Origin of the sequence: Kitasatospora sp. NPDC092948 (genome assembly GCF_044754805.1) — a bacterium.
Taxonomy (GTDB): Bacteria; Actinomycetota; Actinomycetes; order Streptomycetales; family Streptomycetaceae; genus Kitasatospora.
In genome coordinates this window covers 126,011-146,937 of the sequence record NZ_JBIVPU010000006.1, presented here as the reverse complement: position 1 = coordinate 146,937, position 20,927 = coordinate 126,011, and the positions used below count along the sequence as shown (strand labels likewise).

General features: G+C 73.9%; 21 protein-coding genes. 2 read left to right on the top strand and 19 right to left on the bottom strand.

The window, feature by feature from the left end:
• Positions 1-106: 106 nt before the first annotated feature.
• From ACIQF6_RS20095 to ligD, 10 genes are all read right to left on the bottom strand, one after another.
• Positions 107-1,696 carry a nitrous oxide reductase family maturation protein NosD gene (locus tag ACIQF6_RS20095; RefSeq protein WP_400896741.1) on the bottom strand — a complete coding sequence of 530 codons (1,590 nt, stop codon included), beginning with the start codon at positions 1,694-1,696 and terminating at the stop codon, positions 107-109.
• 373 nt (positions 1,697-2,069) lie between these two features.
• A complete protein-coding gene (locus ACIQF6_RS20090; protein ID WP_400896739.1) occupies positions 2,070-2,966 on the bottom strand; it encodes a DUF4232 domain-containing protein in 897 nt (298 codons plus the stop codon).
• A gap of 169 nt (positions 2,967-3,135) precedes the next feature.
• Complete coding sequence (locus ACIQF6_RS20085; RefSeq protein ID WP_400896737.1) at positions 3,136-3,798, bottom strand: class I SAM-dependent DNA methyltransferase; 663 nt, start codon at positions 3,796-3,798, stop codon at positions 3,136-3,138.
• 61 nt (positions 3,799-3,859) lie between these two features.
• Positions 3,860-4,387 (bottom strand): GNAT family N-acetyltransferase, encoded by a 528-nt coding sequence (locus tag ACIQF6_RS20080; RefSeq protein ID WP_400896735.1) that lies wholly within the window; start codon positions 4,385-4,387, stop codon positions 3,860-3,862.
• 96 nt (positions 4,388-4,483) lie between these two features.
• The gene (locus ACIQF6_RS20075; protein WP_400896733.1) at positions 4,484-5,629 is read right to left on the bottom strand and encodes a DUF5685 family protein; all 1,146 of its coding nucleotides are present in this window, start codon (positions 5,627-5,629) and stop codon (positions 4,484-4,486) included.
• 113 nt (positions 5,630-5,742) lie between these two features.
• Complete coding sequence (locus ACIQF6_RS20070) at positions 5,743-6,504, bottom strand: HAD hydrolase family protein (protein ID WP_400896731.1); 762 nt, start codon at positions 6,502-6,504, stop codon at positions 5,743-5,745.
• A 78-nt stretch (positions 6,505-6,582) separates the two neighbouring features.
• Positions 6,583-6,969 (bottom strand): DUF6188 family protein, encoded by a 387-nt coding sequence (locus ACIQF6_RS20065; protein WP_400896729.1) that lies wholly within the window; start codon positions 6,967-6,969, stop codon positions 6,583-6,585.
• Between the two features lie 55 nt (positions 6,970-7,024).
• Positions 7,025-8,167, bottom strand: coding sequence for an NUDIX hydrolase (locus ACIQF6_RS20060; RefSeq protein WP_400896727.1), 1,143 nt, complete (start codon positions 8,165-8,167; stop codon positions 7,025-7,027).
• A 183-nt stretch (positions 8,168-8,350) separates the two neighbouring features.
• Complete coding sequence (locus ACIQF6_RS20055; protein WP_400896725.1) at positions 8,351-8,539, bottom strand: YegP family protein; 189 nt, start codon at positions 8,537-8,539, stop codon at positions 8,351-8,353.
• Between the two features lie 107 nt (positions 8,540-8,646).
• Complete coding sequence (ligD, locus tag ACIQF6_RS20050) at positions 8,647-9,591, bottom strand: non-homologous end-joining DNA ligase (RefSeq protein ID WP_400896723.1); 945 nt, start codon at positions 9,589-9,591, stop codon at positions 8,647-8,649.
• A 142-nt stretch (positions 9,592-9,733) separates the two neighbouring features.
• On the opposite strand from ligD, the gene ACIQF6_RS20045 reads away from it, so the two are divergent.
• Positions 9,734-10,279, top strand: a complete 546-nt coding sequence (locus ACIQF6_RS20045) for an AAA family ATPase (protein WP_400896721.1) — start codon at positions 9,734-9,736, stop codon at positions 10,277-10,279.
• 22 nt (positions 10,280-10,301) lie between these two features.
• On the opposite strand, the gene ACIQF6_RS20040 is transcribed toward ACIQF6_RS20045, so the two are convergent.
• From ACIQF6_RS20040 to ACIQF6_RS20005, 8 genes are all read right to left on the bottom strand, one after another.
• Positions 10,302-11,096 carry a phosphotransferase gene (locus ACIQF6_RS20040; RefSeq protein WP_400896719.1) on the bottom strand — a complete coding sequence of 265 codons (795 nt, stop codon included), beginning with the start codon at positions 11,094-11,096 and terminating at the stop codon, positions 10,302-10,304.
• Between the two features lie 79 nt (positions 11,097-11,175).
• The gene (locus ACIQF6_RS20035; RefSeq protein WP_400896717.1) at positions 11,176-12,498 is read right to left on the bottom strand and encodes an aldehyde dehydrogenase family protein; all 1,323 of its coding nucleotides are present in this window, start codon (positions 12,496-12,498) and stop codon (positions 11,176-11,178) included.
• 14 nt (positions 12,499-12,512) lie between these two features.
• A complete protein-coding gene (locus ACIQF6_RS20030) occupies positions 12,513-14,318 on the bottom strand; it encodes an asparagine synthetase B family protein (RefSeq protein ID WP_400896715.1) in 1,806 nt (601 codons plus the stop codon).
• A complete protein-coding gene (locus ACIQF6_RS20025; RefSeq protein WP_400896713.1) occupies positions 14,311-14,898 on the bottom strand; it encodes a hypothetical protein in 588 nt (195 codons plus the stop codon). The genes ACIQF6_RS20030 and ACIQF6_RS20025 overlap by 8 nt, the downstream gene beginning before the upstream one ends.
• Positions 14,899-14,917: 19 nt before the next feature.
• Complete coding sequence (locus ACIQF6_RS20020; protein ID WP_400896711.1) at positions 14,918-15,751, bottom strand: hypothetical protein; 834 nt, start codon at positions 15,749-15,751, stop codon at positions 14,918-14,920.
• Positions 15,748-16,872: a hypothetical protein gene (locus ACIQF6_RS20015; RefSeq protein ID WP_400896709.1), complete on the bottom strand. Its 1,125-nt coding sequence runs from the start codon at positions 16,870-16,872 to the stop codon at positions 15,748-15,750. Before ACIQF6_RS20015 ends, ACIQF6_RS20020 begins: the two co-directional genes overlap by 4 nt.
• A 23-nt stretch (positions 16,873-16,895) precedes the next feature.
• The gene (locus ACIQF6_RS20010) at positions 16,896-18,059 is read right to left on the bottom strand and encodes a hypothetical protein (protein ID WP_400896707.1); all 1,164 of its coding nucleotides are present in this window, start codon (positions 18,057-18,059) and stop codon (positions 16,896-16,898) included.
• A gap of 286 nt (positions 18,060-18,345) precedes the next feature.
• Positions 18,346-19,002: a cupin domain-containing protein gene (locus ACIQF6_RS20005; protein ID WP_400896705.1), complete on the bottom strand. Its 657-nt coding sequence runs from the start codon at positions 19,000-19,002 to the stop codon at positions 18,346-18,348.
• A gap of 104 nt (positions 19,003-19,106) precedes the next feature.
• Here ACIQF6_RS20005 and ACIQF6_RS20000 point away from each other — a divergent pair, with 104 nt between their 5' ends.
• Positions 19,107-19,364, top strand: a complete 258-nt coding sequence (locus ACIQF6_RS20000) for a hypothetical protein (protein WP_400896703.1) — start codon at positions 19,107-19,109, stop codon at positions 19,362-19,364.
• 162 nt (positions 19,365-19,526) lie between these two features.
• On the opposite strand, the gene ACIQF6_RS19995 is transcribed toward ACIQF6_RS20000, so the two are convergent.
• On the bottom strand, positions 19,527-20,924 hold the full coding sequence (locus ACIQF6_RS19995; RefSeq protein ID WP_400896701.1) for an NADP-dependent succinic semialdehyde dehydrogenase: 1,398 nt from the start codon (positions 20,922-20,924) through the stop codon (positions 19,527-19,529).
• Between the last annotated feature and the right edge of the window lie 3 nt (positions 20,925-20,927).

The following is a 20,927-nucleotide window of genomic DNA, read 5'->3' as shown; positions in this document are numbered from 1 at the left end:
CGGCACGGGCAGGTCGGCCGACGTCGGCAGACCGGCCGGCACGCCGACGGCGCCTGTCGGGACGAGGCCGAAGCCCTGTCCCGGCAGGCGCCGTTTGCCGTCCCGGTTACGGCCTGGGCGTACGGTCGCGGCCGGCGCGGCGGGAGCGTCGCAGTGCGGCGGCGGTGATCAGCAGGAGCGCGCCGGCGCCGGACAGCACCGACATCAGCGGCACCAGCGAGCCGGCGGGCGTTCCGGTCTCCGGCAGCTCGGGGCCGGGCGGCCGGGGGCTGTGGGACGGTTTGGGGCTCTCGGTGGGCTGGGTGGGGGAGGGCGACGGCGACGGGCTCGGGGCGACGGTGTAGAGCACCCGGACCACGTCGTCGGCCGGGTCGATCCCGCCCGGCGGGAAGGTGACGACCCCGTCCGAGTAACCGGCGGGCCGGCGGGCGTCGATCCACCCCACGCCCAGGTCCTGGTCCACGACCGCCTCGGTGATGGGGGCGTTGGAGAGGAAGGTGACGCCCTTGACGGGGGTACCGATCTCGTTCCCGGGGGCGATGCTGTCCTTGTAGTACTCGACCGTGTAGGTCTCCGGGACGTAGTCGACGTAGTGGGCGCCGTCGACCGTGTACTGCGGCTGGGCGTAGATGTACGGCGTGTTGACGAATCCCGTGCCGGTGGGCTCGTTCGGGGTCAGGTTGTCCGGCTCGGTGCCCAGGTACTGGTGGACGGCGACCAGGTCGGCGGCGCCGGGCACGATGTCGGTGAAGGTGTTGCCGGTGATGCGGTTGATCTGGGTGTCGTAGACGTAGATCGGATACAGCTTCGAGTGGGAGAACTCGTTGTCCGTGACGACGACGTTGCCCCAGTCGACCGGCCAGCCGCCCTGGTAGAGCAGGATGGAGTAGTCGGAGACGCCGTCGAACCTGTTCCCGGTCACGACCACGTTGCCGTTCTGGCCGGAGAACAGCGAGCCCGCGACGTAGGTGCCGGTGACGGTGTTGTTCTGGACGGTCGTGTTCGCCGTGCCGGCGTTGATGACGAGCGGCCGGGCGGCGCCGGTCCCGGGGTCGAGCGGCTCGATGGTGTTGCCCTCGACCGTGAGGTCGGTGATCAGCGCGGTGGAGAGGTACTGGGTCAGCACCGCGTACCCGTTGTCCGCGGACGCGTCGGCGAAGTAGCCGGGCTGCAGGTCGTTGTTCCGGATGGTGACGTTGCTGATCGGGGCGCCGCCAGGCCCGCTCTGCACGTAGACGCAGACCGCGTCGATCGAGGGCTGGCCGGCCGGCGCGTCGTAGCTCTTGATGGTCAGGCCCTCGATCGTCACGTTCGAGGACTGCACCGCGACCGAGGTGAGGATCTGACTGGCCTGGTTGGTGGTCTGGATGACGGCGTTCTTGCTGGTGCCGATCAGGTCGATCGGCTTGCTGATCAGGAAGCTGCCCGTGTAGACGCCGTCGTCCACGTAGACGGTCCGGCCGCCGACCCCGTCGGCCTCGTTGGCGTGGACCGCGTCGATGACGGTGGTGAAGCACTGCGCGGGCGGAATTCCGGACGGGCAGGTTCCCACGGCGCTGACGTAGAGGGCGTTCGGGTCGACGACCGGGAACGCGGCGAACGCCTGCGGTGGAGGTGCGGCCAGGCCCAGTAGCAGGCCGCACAGTACGCCGATCCAGCGGGACCGGCCCCGCCCTCTGGATACCCCGCTGGTCATTCGCACGTCCTGCTCCCTGTCGGTCTGCCGTCGATTCCGGGCATGCGGACGTGAGCCGGGTCGTGAGGGACGGTCGTGAGGGACGGATCGCCGAGCGGCTGCCTCGTCCCGAGCCGGTTCTCCGACCGGTTCTGCCGGGATGCCTGTCGGATTGATGCGGGTCGATCTTCCAGACGCATCGGCCGGTCCGTGTGCAGACTTGACGGCGAGGCGCGGAACGCCATCCACCCGGCCTACTCCGACGTGGCGACGGCCGCCGAGCGGCCCCCCGCGGACGACCGCCGGTGCGGTTCGTAGGTGTCGGTGGTGCGCGCTCGGCGAGGTCCGGCCGACCGGTGCGGGAAAGCGTTTTCCGGTTGGTCGGCGGGCATGCTCAGGACCGGGGGCCGCCCTCCCGGGCCCACGCGCCGACGCCGATCCGGCCGGTGGTGCCGAGGTCCAGCTCCGGGGTCACCATCACCGGGGCCGCGTCCGGCGTCGCCCGCACCCGCAGGTACGGGGCGTTCACCGGAGCGGCGGCGACGTCGTCGTTGGTGTTGCGCCACACCACCGTGGACCGCACCCCCTCGCCCGTCGCCAGCACGATCTGCTGCGGCGGGGTGTCCGCGCCGGTGTTCGCCGCGATCGCCGCACCGCCCTTCAGCACCTGCAACGCGTCCACCGGCCGGTGCTTCTCGTCCAGCGCCTGCACCTGCGGGTAGCCGTCCACCGTCACCGGCGACGTCCCGCAGTTCACCAGGTGCAGGCCCACCACCCGCAGACCCATCGCCGCATCGCCCTGATCCGCGTACAGCCGCACCCCCGACGCCGGACACGGCCCGTCCTGCGCGGGCGCCTCGGCCGTCGGGACACTGCGCACCTGGCTGATCTTGACGTCCGGGACGAGCGGCGGTCGGGACGCGGCGGAGCGCGCCGGGTCGGGGTGGCCGACCTCGACCCGGCCGCGGACGGTCGCGCCCGGCGGCACCGCCGTCACCGTGCCCGTCGGGTTGGTGTCCAGCCGTTGGCCGGCGCCCGTCCACCCGAACAGCACCGAGAAGTCCGCGGCTTCGCTGCCCCCGTTGGTCACCTCGAACTCCGCGCAGACGTCGTTCACCGCGACGATCCGCACCCCGTCCCGCTTCCACCCCGTCGGCGGTGCCGTCGGCGCCGCCCCGCACGGCCCGGAGACCACCACCGGCGCCGACGACGAGCAGCCCACGAGCAGCGCGGCGGCGGTGACGGCGAGGGCGGTGACGACGAGAGCGGGGCGCACGGCGGAAGCAGACATCCGAGGAGTCGATCACGCCACGGCGGGCCCGGTCCGTGATCCGGCTCACAGCGCAGGCAACAGCCCTGCAACGGTTGCCGGTTCACGGCGCAGGCGACAGCCGGCCACGGTCGCCGACTCGCGGTGCGGTCAACAGCCCGGCAATGGTTGCCGGTTGACGGTCGGTCGCTCACCGCTTGGAGCTGTCGACCTCGCTGCGGCGGGCGAACAGGAGCGCCCCCGGGACGTCCGCATCGGGGTCGGTCAGCAGGTGGGCCTCCACCGTGAACCCGGCGTCGCGCAGCCAGGCCGCCACCTGCTCGGGCCGGCGGCGGTGCACGTGGACCCGCATCGGGTGACCGCCGTAACCCTGCGTCTTCAGCCGCGCCCCGGTGCCGACGTGAAAGCCGATCAGCAGCGGCCCGCCGGGACGCAGCACCCGCCGGAACTCGCCGAAGACCGCGGGGACCACCTCGTCGGGCAGGTGGACCAGTGACCAGAACGCGAGCAGCCCGGCGACCGACCCGCCGGCGAGCCGGAGATCCGTCATCGAACCGACCTCGAACCGCAGGCCCGGATGGTCGCGCCGGGCCACCTCGATCATCGCGGGCGACAGATCGACGCCGAACGCGTCGAGGCCCAACTCGCCCAGGTGGGCGGTGACATGCCCGGGGCCGCAGCCCACGTCCGCCACCGGCCCGCCCCCGGCGGTGCGCACCAGCTCGGCGAACAGGGACAGCGCCGCCCGGAGGTACGGCGCCCCGGTCAGCGCCTCGCGCAGCTGGTCGGCATAGCTGACCGCGACGGTGTCGTAGGAGTCCCGAATGTCCGTCAGCCAGTCGTCCCCAGTCATGCCCGTCACCGTAGACCAGGGGTCAAGTCCCCTGCACTGTCGCCGGGTTGGCCCAGGAGCGTCACATCGGCAGCGAGTGCAGCCGGACCGGGCCGTCGGGCCAGCCGGCCTCGGGCGTCAGCGGCGTCCACATCGCGCCGAGCGGGACGGGGGCCGGGCCGTCGGGCTGATCGGCCACCACAGGCTCGGGGAGGGCGTACCAGCCGAGGTGGGCGTAGAGCGGAGCCCGGTCGGGGAGGCAGAACAGCAGGGCCCGCTCCAGACCCTCGGCGCGGGCCGCGGCCAGCGCGCCGGCGACGACGAGCCGGGCCAGGCCGTGGCCGCGCAGGCTCGCGTCGACGATGACGCCGCCGATGCCTGCCACGTCGAAGCGCTGCCCGCCGACCTCGACCGGCGCCACCACGAACCCGGCGTGCGCGACCACCCGGCCCTCGTGCCACACACCGAAGTGCCGGTCCTTGGGCCGCCACGTTCCGCCGAGCGACGCGGTCTCGAACGGGTCGGCCGAGCCGCCGCCGAGGGCCTGGATATCCGGCCAGCCCCAGTCGGCGAGTTCGGTCGGCTCCGCGAACTGCCGGGTGTCGCTCATCAGTTGCTCTCCTCCGTGCGAGTCGTGCGAGGCGTGTCGGTCGTTCGGGTCGTGTCGGTCGTGTCGGTCGTGCGAGGCGTTCGGGACACGGCGGGCCTACGAGCAGTCGCACGCGCTACAGCAGTCGCAACATTCGCAGCAGTCACAGCAGTCACAACAGTCGGCGCAGTTGGAGTGGCGGTCGCAGAAACTGTCGCGGCGCTCCCGGGTGAACGGGTCGTCGTGCGTGCAGCACAGCAACTGGCACGTGCAGGCCATCGCCAGCCAGACCGCGCACCCGGCGACCGCGCCCCGGGGAGGCTTGGGCTTCGGCGGAATCGGCGGCAGCTCGGGGCCCGACGGGGCGTCAGGGTCCGCCTCGGACGGCGCGGTGCTCGCGCACACGTGGCCCGCCCGGCCGAAGACCCGGTCCACCGCCGCGCCGGTCTCGTGCGCCAGCAGCCGGTGCACCAGCGCCCGGTCGGTGAACTCCACCTCCGCCAGGGCGAGTTTGATGCCGTGCACGGCGTCCCGGCACAGCCGCTGCGCCTCCTGCTGCGAGGTGTCCGACACGGCCAGCGGGTTCCACAGGCCCTGCGCCTCGTCCTGCTGCCGGTCCTCGGCGGCGTCCAGCAGGTGCGCCAGCCGGCCGAACAGCCGGCCGGCCTCGGCGAGCGCCGCCGCGTTGTCCGGACGGCCCGCCAGCACCGCGGTGTGCGCGAACGCCGCCGCGGTCGCCTCCTCGGTCGGCGCGGTCGCCAGCAGCAGCGGACCGCCCGCCGTCACCAGCCGCTCCGCCTCCTCCTGCCGCCCGGCGGCCGCCAGCAGCACCCCGGTGTCGAACCCGACCGCCGCCGCACTGCCCGTGCTCTGCCGCTCCCAGCGTCGGGTTATTCGCCGTGCCCCCGCCGCGACCGGCCGGCGCGCGAACACCCCGTCCCCGTCCAGCACATGGTCACGGACCTTCACCGACGCCAGCGCCAGCGAGACCGCGGCCGCCAGCCGCGCCCCCTCGCCGTGCGCGACCGGCGCCGTCCGCATCCCGCGCAACGGGCACGGGCCCGCCGTCCGGCGGTCGGCGGCGCGCGGCGACTGCGCCTCCACCAGCACCGAGATCACCAGACCGTCGTAGTTGGTCGCCGTCCGCGCCAACTGCCCGTGGTCGTCCCGCAGCGCCAGGCACAACCCGCACAGGTGTGCCAGCCACGACGCGTGCAGCCGCTCCGACAACCGGTGCCGACACGGTCTGATGATTCCGAACAACGCCCCGCCCCCTCCATCCACGCCGAGCCGTCCCGACCGGCCGCCATCCTAGTGACGCACCCTGACCGGCGGGAGTTCCGGCTCCTGCCGGTCCCACCCGGTGGTGCCGCGCCTCAGCCGGCCGCGGCCAGCCGCAGGATCTCGGCGGCGACGGCCTCCGGGTGCGGGGCGACGGTCGTCGTGGCGACGCCGTCGAGGGCGGGGTGGGCGCCGACCCGCACGGCGTGCCGGGCGTGCTGGAGCAGCGTGAGGTCGTTGATGTCGTTGCCGAAGGCGTTGTAGTGGTCGATGCCCTGCGAGAGCAGGGCCTCGCGCTTGTCGGTGGTGCCGGGGGCGAAGTCGACGATCGCCTCCTCGACGTGGTGGTTGACGGACAGTCCGAGGGCGCGACAGGACGCGGCGAAGGCCGGCAGGTCGGCCGCGGAGACCACCAGGAGCTTCACCACGGCGGGGAGTTCGGTGAGATCGACGCGCCGGGCCACCCGGTTCTGGTCGACCCGGTCGAGGATCGGGTGGTCGGCGGGGCCGGTGTAGGCGTAGTCCCACGGGCCGTCGGCGAGGTAGCCGGCCTTGAACCGTTCGATCTCGGCCAGCAGCTTGGCGAGGTTCGCGGTCGAGAACGCGGCCCGCATCCGGACCCGCCCGCCGACCGAGACCAGACTCCCGTTGCCGCCGATCAGCGTCGAGCCGGGGAACGCCCCCTCCAGCACGGGGAGCAGGTCGCGGATCGGCCGGGCGGAGGCGAAGACCAACTCGTGGCCGGCCCGCTCGCAGGCATCGAGGGCGGCGAGAATGCGGGGGTCGATCGTCCTTCCGTCGAAGCAGAGGGTGCCGTCGATGTCGAAGACCGTGGTGCGGGCGGGCGAGATGATCATCGTTGGAGCGTAACGAGTCCGACGCCGGATCCCATCTCCGCCCCCGCGACCTGGCGCGCTCTCACTTCGCCGGCCCGCTCACGCAGCAGGCCCGCCGCCCGGCCCGCCGGTGAACAGGACGCCCGCGGGGGAGGCGAGCTGCCAGGGGTGGACGGGGCCGCCGGGGGCCGGGTCGGGGGCGACGGCGAGCGTGTGGCCGGTGTCGAACGCGAGGTGCAGACCCCCGGCGGGGGTGACGGTGGCCCGGGTGACGGTGGCGTCCGTCAGCGTGCCGAGGGTGCCGGACGCGGTGACGCCGAGCGCCGGGTAGAAGTGGTCGACCGTCGCGCCGCACCGCAGCCGGAAGTCGTTGCGCACCGTCAGCAGCAGCCCGCCGTCGAGGCGCAGCACCAGCCGGTCGCCGCCGCCCAGCGACCGCACCCCGCACCCGTCCAGGCCCAGCTCCGGCCCCGCCGATCGTTCCATCCGTACCTCCGTGCCACTGATCCTTCCGGTGATCCTTCCCGCTGCGAGGCCCCGGCTACCCGTGCGACCCGTCCGGACGGGCGACGTGCGGCGAGCCGGTCGCGGGCGCGCCGTTCAGCAGCTCCGCCGGGCCCGCGCCGGGCGGGAGGTCGCGGACGGCCAGGCACGCGGCCAGGCGCTGCGCGGCGGGCGGCAGCAGCAGGCGCTTCGCCTCTTCGGGGGTGAACAGGCCCCACTCGGCGATCTCCTCCTCCTGGAGGCGGATCGTCGACAGCTGCTCGCCCGTCACCGTCCCGCCGTCGAACACCAGGACGGTGCGCGGGAGTTCACCGCCCGAGCCGGGCACCAGGACGGTGTGCGGGAGTTCACCGCCGACGTCGGGCACCCAGTCGATCGCCAGCAGCCGGCCCGGCTCGCGGTGCCAGCCGAGCTCCTCCAGGGTCTCCCGCCGGGCGGCGTCCCGGGGCAGCTCGCGGTCCGCCTCGATCGAGCCGCCGGGCAGCACCCACGCGGTCTGGCCGTTCCACGGCGTCAACCGCACCAGCAGCACCCGGCCCCGGTCGTCCGTGAACAGCATCCGCGCCTTCGCCCGGATCCGCGGCCGGCTCGCGAAGTACGTCTCCCGGTCCATCGGCGGCGGCGGAGCGGGGCGGTCGCCGGCGGGCGGCAGCAGCGCCGCGATCCCGGCGGGGCCGGTGTACGCGGGAGCGGGCCACGCGCGCAGGTGCAGCGCGGTGTGACCGGCGGGCAGGCCGTCCGCGAGTTCCAGCGGCGCGGCCGAACGCGGCGCCAGCGCGCACGAGCCGACCCGCCGGGAGAGCAGCGGCGGCAGCGCCGACAGCAGCTGTTCCGGCGTCAGGTACACCAGCGAATCCAACTCCTCGGCCTCCAGTCGGATCGTCGCCCGCTGCGCCTCGGTGAGTGGATCGGCCCAGTACAGGAACGCTGCGATCGGCGGCCGGTGGCGGTCCCGGGACCAGTCCAGGCAGGCGAGTTCGCGCAGCACCGGGGTGATGCCCAGCTCCTCCTGGATCTCCCGGACGGCGGTGTACCGGGGCGACGGGTCGGACGCGTCCCAGCCGCCGCCCGGCACCTCGATCGGGTGTTTCGTCCGGTACGACACCCGGGCCACCAGCACCCGGCCCTGCTCGTCCGGGAACAGCACCCCCGATGCCGCCAGCAGTTCACGCCCCGTCATCGCCAACCCCCTCGCCCGGTCCGCTTCACCCTCCTCAGCATGCCGCAGGACCCGGCCGGGGAACCGTCATGACGACGAGCCCGTGACAACCCGTCGGGTCGGTCACAGGCTCGTCATTGCGGGCCCGCGCGGGGGCCCGGTGTGCTGCCGCGCGTGTCGGGCGGCGACGTCTCGTGGTCCGGGTCAGGCGTTCGCGCCGCTCTCCTGGAGCTGCGCGTACGGCGCGAGCTTCCGGATCGACTCGATGCTCTTCAGGCACTGCTCGCGGGAGTCCTCCGGCTCTCCGGTCACCACGATCGCGCCGTTCGGCGCCTTCAGGCGGAAGCGGTGGTTGCCCGTCTCGTCCACATACAGTTCGAACTTGCCAGCCATGCCAGTGCGTACCTCTCGCTCGGGTGGGTCCCCCGCAACGGCACCGTACGGACTGCCCGGGAGGGTCGCCCGTCGGCTCGGCCATCCGGTGCAGCGGGGCGCGGGCGTCAGGCCGGGCGCTCGCGGACCACCTCGGCGGCCGGACGGTCGGTGCGGACGCCCTGGTAGCGGGGTGCGCGGAGGCGGCCGTCGCGGGTCCACTCGGTGAAGCCGACCTGCACCACGAGTTCGGGCCGCACCCAGTGCGAGGTGTGCGGCGGAACGTCGTCGGCGGGGTCGAACGGGCTGACGGGGGAGCCGAGTTGGAGCAGTGTGCGGTGCAGGGCGTGCAGTGTGCGGGTGTCGAAGCCGGTGCCGACCTTGCCCGCGTAGCGCAACCGGCCGTGCGGCAGCTCGGGTTCGTGGTAGCCGATCAGCAGCGCGCCGAACGCCTCCCGGCTGCCCGCCGGGTCGGTCCAGCCGCCGACCACGAACTCCTGCCCGGTCTCGCACTTGAGTTTGAGCCAGTCCCCGGACCGCGCGGCCACGTACCGGCCGGCGGCGCGCTTGGCGATCAGGCCCTCCCAGCCGTGCGCGCACGCCTCGGCGAGCGGCACGGGGACGCCCGGCTCGGCCCCGGTGTGCTCGGACAGCCGCAGCGGTGCGTCGAACTCGACCGCCTCGGACAGGAGTTGCTTGCGGTCGAGGAGCGGGAGGCCGGTGGTGTCGTGCCCCTGCAGGGCCAGCAGGTCGAACAGCACGTAGTCGACGGCGACGCCGCTGGCCAGCGCCCGGACCGGATCGTGCAGCCCCATCCGCTGCTGGAGCCGGGCGAAGCTGGTCCGGCCGCCCTCGAACGCGACGATCTCGCCGTCCACCGCGAACCTGGGCACCGGCTGCGCGGCGAGGGCCGCCACCAGCTCCGGGTAAGCGCTTTCCAGTTGCTGTCCGGTCCGCGACCGCAACGTCACCCGAGCCCCGTCCCGCACCGCCAGCGCCCGGATCCCGTCCCACTTCCGCTCCAGCACCCACCCCTCGTCGAACACCCGCCGGGTGCTCGACACCGCCAGCATCACTCCACCACCACCGCTCACCCCGCCACCCGTTCCCCACGCCCGCCCCCCGCGAACCGCCCCTCACCCACCCGGCGGCCCGCGCTACGCTGACGCACCGACAGCCGCCCCGTCCCCGCGCCGAACAGAGGGAGCGCCCGCCATGGCCCGCTGGATCGTCACCGGCGCGCCCGGTGCCGGAAAGACCACCGTGCTGCGCGAGCTCGCCGCCCGCGGCCACGACGTGGTGCCCGAGGCCGCGACCGACGTCATCGCCCGGGAACAGGCCGCGGGCAACCCGGAGCCGTGGACCGCGGACGCCTTCGTGGACCGGGTACTGGCCCTGCAACAGGCCCGCCAGCAGCCCGACCCGCCACCCGGCCACAACCGGCTCTTCGACCGCTCGCCGGTGTGCACCCACGCCCTGGCCGTCTACCTCGGCCGACCACTGCCGCCTGCGCTCACCGCCGAACTGGAACGGATCGTCGACACCCGCACCTACCGCCGCGAGGTTTTCCTGATCCGCCCGATCGGATTCGTCACCCGCACCGCCGCCCGCCGAATCGACTACCGCGCCTCATTGGACTTCGAACGCGTCCACCGCGACAGCTACCGCCACTTCGGCTTCCACCTGATCGACGTCCCACCCGCACCGGCCCCCACCCGGGCCGATCTGATCGCCGGCGCCCTGGCCCGCGCCGCCCGCTGACGGGATCGCCGCCGTCCGGGTCTCATTCCTTCAGTGCGCGCTCCAGCAGTGGGCGTTGGTCGGACAGCCAGGACTGCAGCCGGTCCCAGCGGGACCAGCCGCCGGAGGAGTCGAAGTAGCTGACGAAGGCCGGTTGCCCGGCGGCGATCCGGCGGGCGACGAAGGCGCGGCAGACGGCGGTGGCCTGTTCCAGGACAGAGGGGAGGGCGGTGCGGTCGGCGGGGGAGAGGCCGTATGCGTCGGCGAACAGGCGGAGGCGGTGCGGGACTTCGAGGTGGGCGCGGTCGGTCTCGGCGGCCGTGGTCGGGTCGAGGGCCGGGGCCCAGTAGCGGGCCGCCATGGCCACGTCCCACACCGGGCGGCCGGGGGCGGCCAGGTCGAAGTCGATCAGCGCGGCTGCCGCGCCGGAGCGGAAGACCACGTTCTCCACGCACACGTCGTTGTGGCAGATCAGCGAACCGCCCTCCGGGTCCGCGAACTCCCGCGACCAGTCGGCGTCCTGGTCGAACGGCGTGCGGGCGGACGCGTCGTGCCAGCGGCGCAGCAGGCGGGCCACCGACACCAGCGCGTCCTCGCCGAGCGCCCACGCCGGGTAAGGCGACACCGCGACCTCGCCCGGCACGAACTCCAACTGCTCACGCCCGCCCACCGGTTCACCCACCGGCAGCGGCGCGTCCGGGAATCCGCCGGCCCGGAGCGCCCGCAGAAACCCGTGCAGGGCAAGGGCGTTCGGCCCGGCGGGGCGTTCCACCAGCGTTCCGCGCCGCAGCACCGCACCGGCGTTGGCCATGCCGCCGGTCAGCAGTTCGTCGTCCATTCCTCGCACCTCTCGTGAGGACCGTGCCGTTCTCGTTCCGTTCTCGTGCCGTGCTCAGCCCGCCGGGTCCGTCCAGCCGTCAGACCAGCCGGGCCGTCACCGTCTTGGGCCGCTGGTATTCGCGCAGGGCGAGGGTGGACAGGTCGGTGCCCGCGCCGCTGGAGCGGCGGCCGCTGTGGGGGAGTTCGGCGGATTGGGCGAGGTGGCAGTTGAGCCAGACTTCGCCGGCGGAGAGGCGGTCGGTGAGGGCGAGTCCGGTGGTGAGGTCGGTGGTCCAGACGGAGGCGGCGAGGGCCTGGGGGACGGATTCGGCGAGGGCGACGGCCTCGTCGAGGGTGGCGGCGCGCTGGACGGTGAGGAGCGGGCCGAACACCTCCTCGACCACGGCCGGGTCGTCGGCGGGCAGGTCGGCGAGGACGGTCGCGGGCCGCCACAGGCCGTCGGTGCGGCCGGGTGCGGTGCGGACGGTCCTGGCGGCGCTGGTGGCGACGATCCGGTCGTAACGGGCCGCCTGGTCGGGGTTGTTGAGCGGGCCGAAGTCGCGTCCGGCGTGGCGTTCGGCCATCGCCGCGGCGAGCGCGGGGACGGCGTCGTCGTACGCCTCGTCCAGCACGATGACCCGGGCGGGGGCGGCGCAGCTCTGGCCGGCGTTGTAGGTGCAGGCGGCGGCGAGCTGCTGCCAGGTGTCGGCGGGCGCGTCGGGCAGCACCAACACGGGGCTGTTGCCGCCGAGTTCGAGGCTGACGGGGGTGAGGCCGGCGCGGGCGGCGATGTCGGCGCCCGCGGCGGGGCTGCCGGTGAAGGCGATCAGGTCGCAGCCGGCCCGGACCAGCAGCCGGCCGGTCTCCCGGTCGCCCGGCAGGGCGGTCAACACGCCGGGCCCGAGCGCCTGTTCGGCGTGCTCGGCGAGCAGCAGGGCGCTGTCGGGGGTGGTCTCGGCCGGCTTGAGGACCACCGTGTTGCCGGCCGCGAGGGCGGGGGCGCAGCGCCAACCGGCCATCAGCAGCGGGTAGTTCCACGGGACGACGGCCGCGACCGTGCCGACCGGCTCCCAGCGGACCCAACTCTGGTGCCCGGCCAGGTAGTCGCCCGCGGCGGGCGAAGTCCCGGCGCGGGCCGCGCCGCCGTAGAACCGGAGCAGGTCGGCGACCTCGGCGATCTCGCCGGCCGCCTCGGCGACGGGCTTTCCGGTGCCGGCGCACTCGGCGTCCGCGTACGCGGAGGCGTGCTGCTCGATCAGGTCGGCGAGCGCGTCGAGCCTGCGGTGCCGCTCGCGCGGGGTGAGCGCCGACCAGCCGGGCCGGGCGGCGCGGGCGACGGCGACGGCGTCGGACACCTCGGCGGCGCGGCCGGGGGCGAGGGTGCGTCGGGCGGTGCCGGTGCGCGGGTCGATCAGGTCCATCAGTGCTACTCCTGTCACAAGTCGTAGGCGCGCAGCCACAGTTCGAGGGTGAGCAGCAGCCACAGCTTGCCGCCCTGGCGGGGCAGCAGCAGCCCGCCGCCGCGCATCCAGGTCTCCACCGTGTCCGCACGGAACAGGCCGCGGGCGCGGGCGCCGGAGCCGAGCAGCAGGTCGCCGGCGAGTTCGCTGAGCGGGCCGCGCAGCCACTGCTGCACCGGTACCCGCATGCCGCTCTTGGGTCGGTAGGTGACGGTGTCGGGCAGCAGGTCGCGGACCGCCTCCTTGAGGATCCACTTCTCCTCGGTGGCGCGGAGCTTGAGCGCCGGCGGGGTGGCGAACGCATGCTCCACCACCTGCCGGTCGAACAGCGGCGAGCGGCCCTGGATGCCCTGCGAGGCGGTCAGCCGCTCCACCTTGGTGAGGATGTGGTGGGCGCCCTTGGTGCGCAGGTTGCAGTGCAGCAACTGGTCGAGCAGCGACGGCATTCGGTGGCCCGTCAGGTACGGCGCGACGTGCCGGCGCGGGTGCGCGGCCGGGCCGAGCGCGTCCAGTTCGGCCAGTGCCTCGCCGGTGAGCAGCACCGGCAGGTCTTCCCAGCACTTGCGGTAGGTGTGCAAGTAGGCGTCGGCGCGGGCCTGTTCGGACGGGTCGTCGCGGAGCAGCTCGAACACCAGCATCGGCAGGTTCTTCGGCCCGCCGAACACCGGGTCGCCGCCCTCGCCGTTCAGCGACACGCTCAGCCCGTCGCCGGCGACCGCCTCGGCGAGCATCAGGTTCGGCACCGTCAACGGGTCGCCGACGGGGCTGTCCAGCAGTGCGACGGTGTCGGCGAGGCGCGCCGCGACCTGCTCGCCCGGCACGGTCAGCACCCGGTGCCGGGTGCCGCAGTGGGCGGCGACCAGGCCCGAATAGCCCAGTTCGTTGGGCAGTTCGTTGCCGAAGCTGATCGAGTAGGTGTGCACCGGCCGGTCGTGCAGCCGGGCGGCCAGCGCCGTCACCAGCGAACTGTCCACCCCGCCGGACAGCAGCACCGCCACGTCCTGCCCGTCCGGCAGCCGCCGGGCCACCGCGCGCTCGAGCAACTCCCGCAGTCCGGGCGCATATTGATCGTCGGGCAGGCCGAGCGCACGCGCCTGTGGTTCCCAGTACTCCTCGACGCGCACCGAGCCGTCCGCACCCAGGCGGGTGACCTTGCCGGGCAGCAGCTCGGACACCCCGCGCAGCAGCGTCTCGGCGCCCGGAAGGTAGGCGAAGGTGAGGAACGATCGGACGGCGGCGAGGTCCAACCCGGTGTCCACGTCCGGGCGTTGGCGCAGGGCGCGGAGTGAACTGGACACCGCCCAGCCGCCGTCCCGGGTCCGGCAGTGGAACGCCGTCCGGGCGCCGGCGTGGTCGCGGATCAGCACCAGGTCCGGGCCGTCCAGCACCGCCAGGGTGAACATGCCGTCGGCCGCCCGCAGCCCGTTCGGGCCGAGCGCCAGCCAGCAGCGCAGCAGCAACTCCCCGTCCGGCGTGCCGGGTTCGGCGGGACGGCCGACGGCGGCCAGGGCGGCGTGCAGCTCGTCCCCGTTGTGCAGGGTGACTTCACCGACGGCGGTCCGGCCGTCCACGGTGAACGGGCCGTCCGCGAAGCCGGGGACACCGGTCAGCAGCGCCGCCGAGACGACCCGGCCGCCGGTCTCGAACGGGCCTGCCACCAGGCCGGGTTCGGGCGTTCGTCGGCCGCCTGTGGGCAGCGACAGCACGGTGTAGCGGGCCGGGCGGTGCGCGGGCCGGACCCCGACAGGCCCGGGCGCGGCCGGGCGGTGCGGCTCAGCCAAAGTCGTCCCCGTCCCAGGCGTCGCCGTTCCCCGGGTGGTCGTCGCCGCCGTCCCCGGCCGTGCCGAAGCCGTCGTCGCTGTCGAACCCGTCGTCGAAGCCGTCGTCGGACCCGTCGCCGTCGCCGTCGCCCCCGTCGTCACCGCCGCCGTCCCCGCCGTCGCCGCGTGCGCGGGCGCGCTCGGCCGCGCGGCGCAGTTCCTCCTCCTCGTCGAATGACAGCAGTTCGGGCGCGTACTGGGCGGCCGCGATGCCCGCGCCCAGGCCGAGTGCGCCCAGCACCACGCCGAGGCGGCCCGGGAAGGAGCTGCGGTTGACCAGGACGTAGCGGCCCTGGCCCCAGACGGTGCGGCCGTAGCCGATGTCGCGCCCGTAGCCGGTCCGGCCGTCGGTGTGGGAGCGCTTGACCAGGTCGCGGCCGAGGCGCTCGTCGGTGCCGGAGTCGCCCCGGTCGTCGCGCCAGTGGATCCGGCCGTCGGGGTTGCGGCTGCGCCATTCGTTGCGGCCGTCGGAGTATCGGCGGTGCACCGTTCCGTCGGCCAACAGCGAGTCGCTGTAGGTGATTTCGGGTGGCTGGGTCATTTTCCGCAGTCCTCGGGGGTCAGGGCGTCGGCCAGGTCAGGAAGCCGGTGTCGCGGGCCCGGGTGGGCGCGGCCGGACGTGCGGGCGGGGCGAAGCCGCCGCCGCGGACGGTGCGCAGCACGGTCCGCAGCAGCCGGGCCGGACGGACGGCCGCGAGCTCGGCGACCCGCCCCCGGGCCAGCCAGGCGCGCTCCGCGGCCGGCAGCTCCGACGGCAACTCGGCCGCGTCGCAGCGGGGTTGCCCGGCTGCTGCGGCCAGGTGCAGTGCGGCGGCGTGGCGCGGCAGCAGGCCCATGGTGCGCACCCGGAGCCGCGGCCCCGCGTGCTCGCGCACCCGCCGGAACAGCTCGAGCCCGGCGGGCGAGGCGTCGTGCAGCACATGCACCACCGCTCCGTCGGCGCGCGCCAGGGCGGCAAGCAACCGGGGGTCCAGCGGCAGCCGTTCCGGGGTGAGGATCGGACAAGCCCCCTCCAGATGCAGGCGGTTGGCGAGCAGCATCGCGGCGATCGCCGGATCCTGACAGACCAGCAGCCGGGGGAACGCGTAGTCGTACAGGTCGCCCTCCGGCCCCGGCCGGTGCGGGCGGGGTGCCACCACATCGGGCAGCACGGGAAGTTGGGGCTGCCGGGCGAGCGCCGCCGCGAAGCGCTCCGCCGACAGCAGCGGCCGGGTGGTGTAGCGCAGGCGGTGCGGGCCGCGGTGCAGCGGCAGCAGCGTCCGGTCCGTCTCGTAGTACAACTGCCGCGCGGTGAAGGCGAGATGGCCCGGGTGCGCGCAGCGCTCGGCGGCCCGCCGGACGGCCCGGTCGAGCAGGCGGTCGGGTATCGGGGCCGGTCCGCGTCCGGTGGTCATCGGGAACCGTCCTCGAAGTCGGCCGACGGGGCGTCGGCGGTCGGAGCCTGGGCCGGGTCGGCGGTGGGGCCCGCCACTGCCTGTGGCCAGGTGAGGAAGCCGATCCGTTCGGCGCGCCGCCGGGTCCGCTCGGGTGTCTCGACCGGAGGGGTGGCGGGAGGGGTGGGAGCGGTGACGGCGCGTTGGACGGCTTTCTCCGCCAGGGCGTACAGCTTCGGCGGCGGCATGGTGAGCAGCGGCGAGTATTGGCCGGCTGCCAGCCAGTCCCGTTCCCGGTCGGTCAGCCGCCGCCAGCCCGTCGAGGCCGCCAGTGCCGCCGGCACCTGCGGCTTTCCCGGGTCGCGCAGGCGCACTGCCTTCGCGGGGGCGAACACCGAGCGGGGCGTGAGCCCGCCGTCCACCACCCGCCGCCCGGGCAGCGCGGCGCGGACCGCCACCGTGCGGGCCAGCGCCGACAGCGACAGGTCGCGCAGCACCACCACCGGCAGATCGGCCGGGATCTGCTTCAACTCCTCGACCAGCAGCACCTGGTGGCGCTCCGCGAAGCCGTTGATGCGCAGGAAGGCCGCCACGGCCGGGAGTTCGCACAGCACCACGGCCCGCGCCTTGACCAGGCCTGGCTTCGCGCCGATCGGCGGGCGCTCCACCAGCCCGGGCGGCAGCTCGTGGTAGACCTCCCGCCAGCGGTTGATCACCTGGAACTCGAACCTGGTCGGCGACAGTCGCGGACGCAGGTGCGCCCCGTCCCGTATCCGCCGCACCGCGAGGAAGTCCTTCAGCGCGCGCCCGGTCGCGAACACCGCACTCCCGGCCAGCGGGAGAACCCAGACGTGCTTGTCGACACTGAGCGCCAGGACACCGAGCGCCAGCGCGACCAGCGCCGCCACGATGCCCGTCGTGAGGTGCGAACGCCGCTCCTTGGAGCCCGGAAACCCGTACAGGCGGCGCTCGTTGATCCAGTACAGCTGATCCACGGTGATCCACAGGCGGCCGCCGGTGCCCTTCTGCACCAGCTCCATGAACTTGAGGTCGTGCAGGCGGCCGGGCTCCGACTTCGGGTCCAGCGCGAACGTCCGGCCGCAGCGCGAGCAGCGGTGTCCGGTGCGTTCGCGCCGGTTCACGCTCTGCCGGCAGTGCGGACAGATCACCGGGCACCGCCCGCGGGCCGGGCCGACGGGGCGTCGGCGGTCGGAGCCTGGGCCGGGTCGGCGGTGGGGTCCGCCACTGCCTGTGGCCAGGTGAGGAAGCCGATCCGTTCGGCGCGCCGTCGGGTCCGCTCGGGTGTCTCGACCGGAGGGATGGCGGGAGGGGTGGGAGCGGTGGGAGCGGTGACGGCGCGTTGGACGGCTTTCTCCGCCAGGGCGTACAGCTTCGGCGGCGGCATGGTGAGCAGCGGCGAGTACCAGCCCGTCGTCAGCCAGTCCCGCTCCTGCTCGGTCAGCCGCCGCCAGCCCGTCGAGGCCGCCAGCGCCGCCGGTACCTGCCGCTGCGGGCCCGCGCTGTCGCGCAGCCGCACTGCCTTCGCGGGGGCGAACACCGCGCGGGGTGTCAGCCCGCCGTCCACCACCCGCCGCCCGGGCAGCGCGGTGCGGACCGTCACCGTGCGGGCCAGCGCCGACAGTGACAGGTCGCGCAGCACCACCACCGGCAGCTCGGCCGGGATCTGCGTCAACTCCTCGACCAGCAGCACCTGGTGGCGCTCCGCGAAGCCGTTGATGCGGAGGAAGGATGCCACGGAAGGGAGTTCGCACAGCACCACGGCCCGCGCCTCGACAGTCATCGGTCCCGAATCGTTCGGCGGATGCTCCACCAGCCCGGCCGGCAGCTCGTGGTAGACCTCCCGCCAGCGGCCGATCACCCGGCGCTCGAAGTCACGGAAGGCCACCTGCGGCCGCAGCGGGACATCGGCCCGGAGTCGCCTCGCACGCACGAACTGCTGCACGGCCAGGAGCGCCGCGATCACCGTGGGCGGGCCGAACAGGAACCAGGCGAACGTGCCGATCCCGACCGCCAGTGAGCAGGTGATCACCGCGACCAGCACCAGCACGGCACCCCCCAGGTCGCTGCCGGCCCGCTCCTCCCGGCTCGGAAACCGGTGCAGGCGGCGCTCGTTGATCCAGTACAGCTGCTTCACGGTGATCCGCAGGCCGTCGGGCGTCGACTTGGCCACCAGCGCACGGAACTTGAGGTCGTGCAGCCGTCCCGGCTCCACCTTCGGGTCCAGCGCGAACGTCCTGCGGCAGCTCCCGCAGGTGTGGCTGGCACGGTTGCGCTGCAGCAGATCGACCTGGCAGTGCGGGCAGATCATCGGGCGTCCTCCCGGGTCATCGGGCGTGCTCGATCGGCGAGGTCGGCGGAATCGGTGGAATCGGCGGGGCAGGCCGTGGAGGCCGGCAGGCTCGGTGGGGCCGATGGAACCGGAACAGGGCGCGAGGTCGGAGAGGCCGGCGAGGTCGACGGCGCCGAAACAGTGTGCGGGGTCGGCAGTGTCGGCAGGTTCGGTGGTGCCGGAGCGGGATGTGAGGTCGACGGGGGAGGCAGCGGCAACGGGACAGGCGCCGGGACAGACAGCGGGACAGGCACCGGGCCCGGCGTCACCGGGAGTCCTCCAGGGCCGCAGCGATCCGGCGCAGTCGGTGCGCCAGGCGCTCCCGTACGGTCACCGTACCTACGTGCTGATGTGCCGTCACCTCTTGCAACGCCGCCGCGAGTTCGTGCTCGCCGCGCTGCTCGGCGACATCCGCGGTGATCGCGTAGTCCTCGTGGTCGATGCCGTAGCCGGTGTTCGCGGCCAGGATCGCCAGCCGGTCGGCGCCGCGGTTGCCGAACGAGTGCGGCATCAGCTCGGGGATCCGGATCAGCGTTCCCGGCGCCAGGTCGACGGCGACCACCCGGCGGCGGTGCGCGTCGTACAGCCCGCAGGACGCCGGGCCGAGTGCCAGCACCAGGTGTTCGCCGCCGTGCGCGTGCGGGGTGAACGCGGTGTGCGGCGCGACCAGGCCCAACTTGTAGGTGGCGTTGGACGGGCGCTCCGGCGAGGTCGCCGCGTCGCCGATGAAGTAGTGCGCGTACTGCTGCTCGTCGATGAAGCGCAGCAGCCCGCTGTCCGGGTCGTGCGGTCCGAGTTCCCTGGCCCCCGCGCGGTCGGCGCGCAGTACGCGCCCGTCCGGGCGCAGCCGGAACAGTTCGGCGCCGTCCGGCAGTGCGGACGCCTGTCGTTCCAGGCTGTGCAGCCCCCCGCGTATCGACACTCGCGAGCCCCTTCGTCCGTGCTTGCGGCGATGGTATCGGGCTGCCGTGGCCACGAACCGGCGGGATACTCGAACAAATGCCGAACTCTGCGGAGGTGAGAGCCATGCCCGCGACTGCTGCCGGAGCCTCGGGTCCCCGTCCGGTGCGGGGCACGTACGCCTGGCTGACCGAGAAGCACAACTCCTCGTTGGTGTTCCTGCTGGCCCTCTCGCTGGGCCTGGCCCTGGTCGCCCCGCAGGTGACCGAACTGTGGCTGCTGATCGTGTTCGCGGTGGTGTGGGGCGTGACCGTGGTGGCCATCGTCTCGCAGTTCTGGGGACGTCACGAACACGCCCACCCGCATCAGCCCCGGCACGCCTGACCAGCGCCGGAGCACCTTTTCGAGACATCTCGGGGCTCGTGCGGAAAACGCTTTCCGAAGACGTTTTCCGCACGGGCCCCGCGATGTGCGACGGCCCGGAGATGCGCGACCCGACCCGGCCCGGGCTGGGCGCCGGCGGGTCGGGTGGTGCGCCGCAGGCACTCAGCTGCTGGACCACACGGTGGTGATGTTGCAGAACTCGCGGATGCCGTGACCGGACAACTCCCGCCCGTAGCCGGAGCGCTTGATCCCGCCGAACGGGAACGCCGGGTGGGAGGCGGTCATCCCGTTGAAGAACACCCCGCCCGCGCGCAGGTCGCGCACGCACCGCTCCCGGTCGTTCCCGTCGCGGGTCCAGACGTTGGAACTCAGGCCGAACGGCGAGTCGTTGGCGATCGCCAACGCTTCGTCCAGGTCGTCGGCCCGGTACACGGTGGCGACCGGTCCGAACGCCTCCTCCAGGTGGATCCGCATCCGCGGCGTCACGTCGGTGAGCACCGTCGGCAGGTAGTACCAGCCGTTCGTCAGCGCCGGGTCGTCCGGCCGCGCGCCGCCGCAGGCCAGGCCCGCACCGAGCCGGACGGCGTCGGTGACCAGCTCCTCGATGTCGGTGCGGCCCTGTTCGGTGGCCAGCGGGCCGACCTCGGTGGACTCCGCCATCGGGTCGCCGACCGTCAACGCCCGCATCCGGTCGGTGAAGCCGGCCAGGAACTCGTCGTACACGTCGGTGTGCACGATGAAACGCTTCGCCGCGATGCAGGACTGGCCGTTGTTCTGCACCCGGGCCGTCACCGCCTTCGCGATCGCGGCCGGCAGGTCCGCCGAGGGCAGCACCAGGAACGGGTCGCTGCCGCCCAGTTCGAGGACGGTCTTCTTCACCTCGTCGCCGGCCACCCGGGCCACCGCGCGGCCCGCGCCCTCGCTGCCGGTCAGCGTCACCGCCGTCACCCGCTCGTCGCGGATCACCGCCTCCACCGCGCGCGAGGGGATCAGCAGCGTCTGGAAGCACCCCTGCGGGAATCCGGCGCGGGCGAACAGGTCCTCCAGCGCGAGCGCGGTCCGCGGCACGTTCGACGCGTGCTTCAGCAGCCCGACGTTGCCCGCCATCAGCGCGGGCGCGGCGAACCGGACCACCTGCCAGAACGGGAAGTTCCACGGCATCACCGCCAGCACCGGGCCCAGCGGGCGGTAGCGGACGAACGCCGACCCGCCGCCGGAGTCCACCACGTCCTCCGCCGCCGGGTGCTCGTCGCCGAGCAGCTCCTCCGCGCGGTCCGCGTACCAGTGCATGGCCTTCGCGCACTTGGCGGCCTCCGCCCGTGCCTGGGCCAGCGGCTTGCCCATCTCCAGGGTCATGGTGCGGGCGACCTGCTCGTTGGTCTGCTCCAGCAACTCGGCTGCCCGGTGCATCAGTTCGGCGCGCTGTGCGAACGTGGTCAGCCGCCAGGACTCGTACGCGGACTGGGCGCGGGCCAGCCGGGCCTCCACGGCGGCCTCGTCCAACGGGTCGAAGACCTCGACGGTACGGCCGTCGGCCGGATTGACGGTGGCGATGGGCATCGG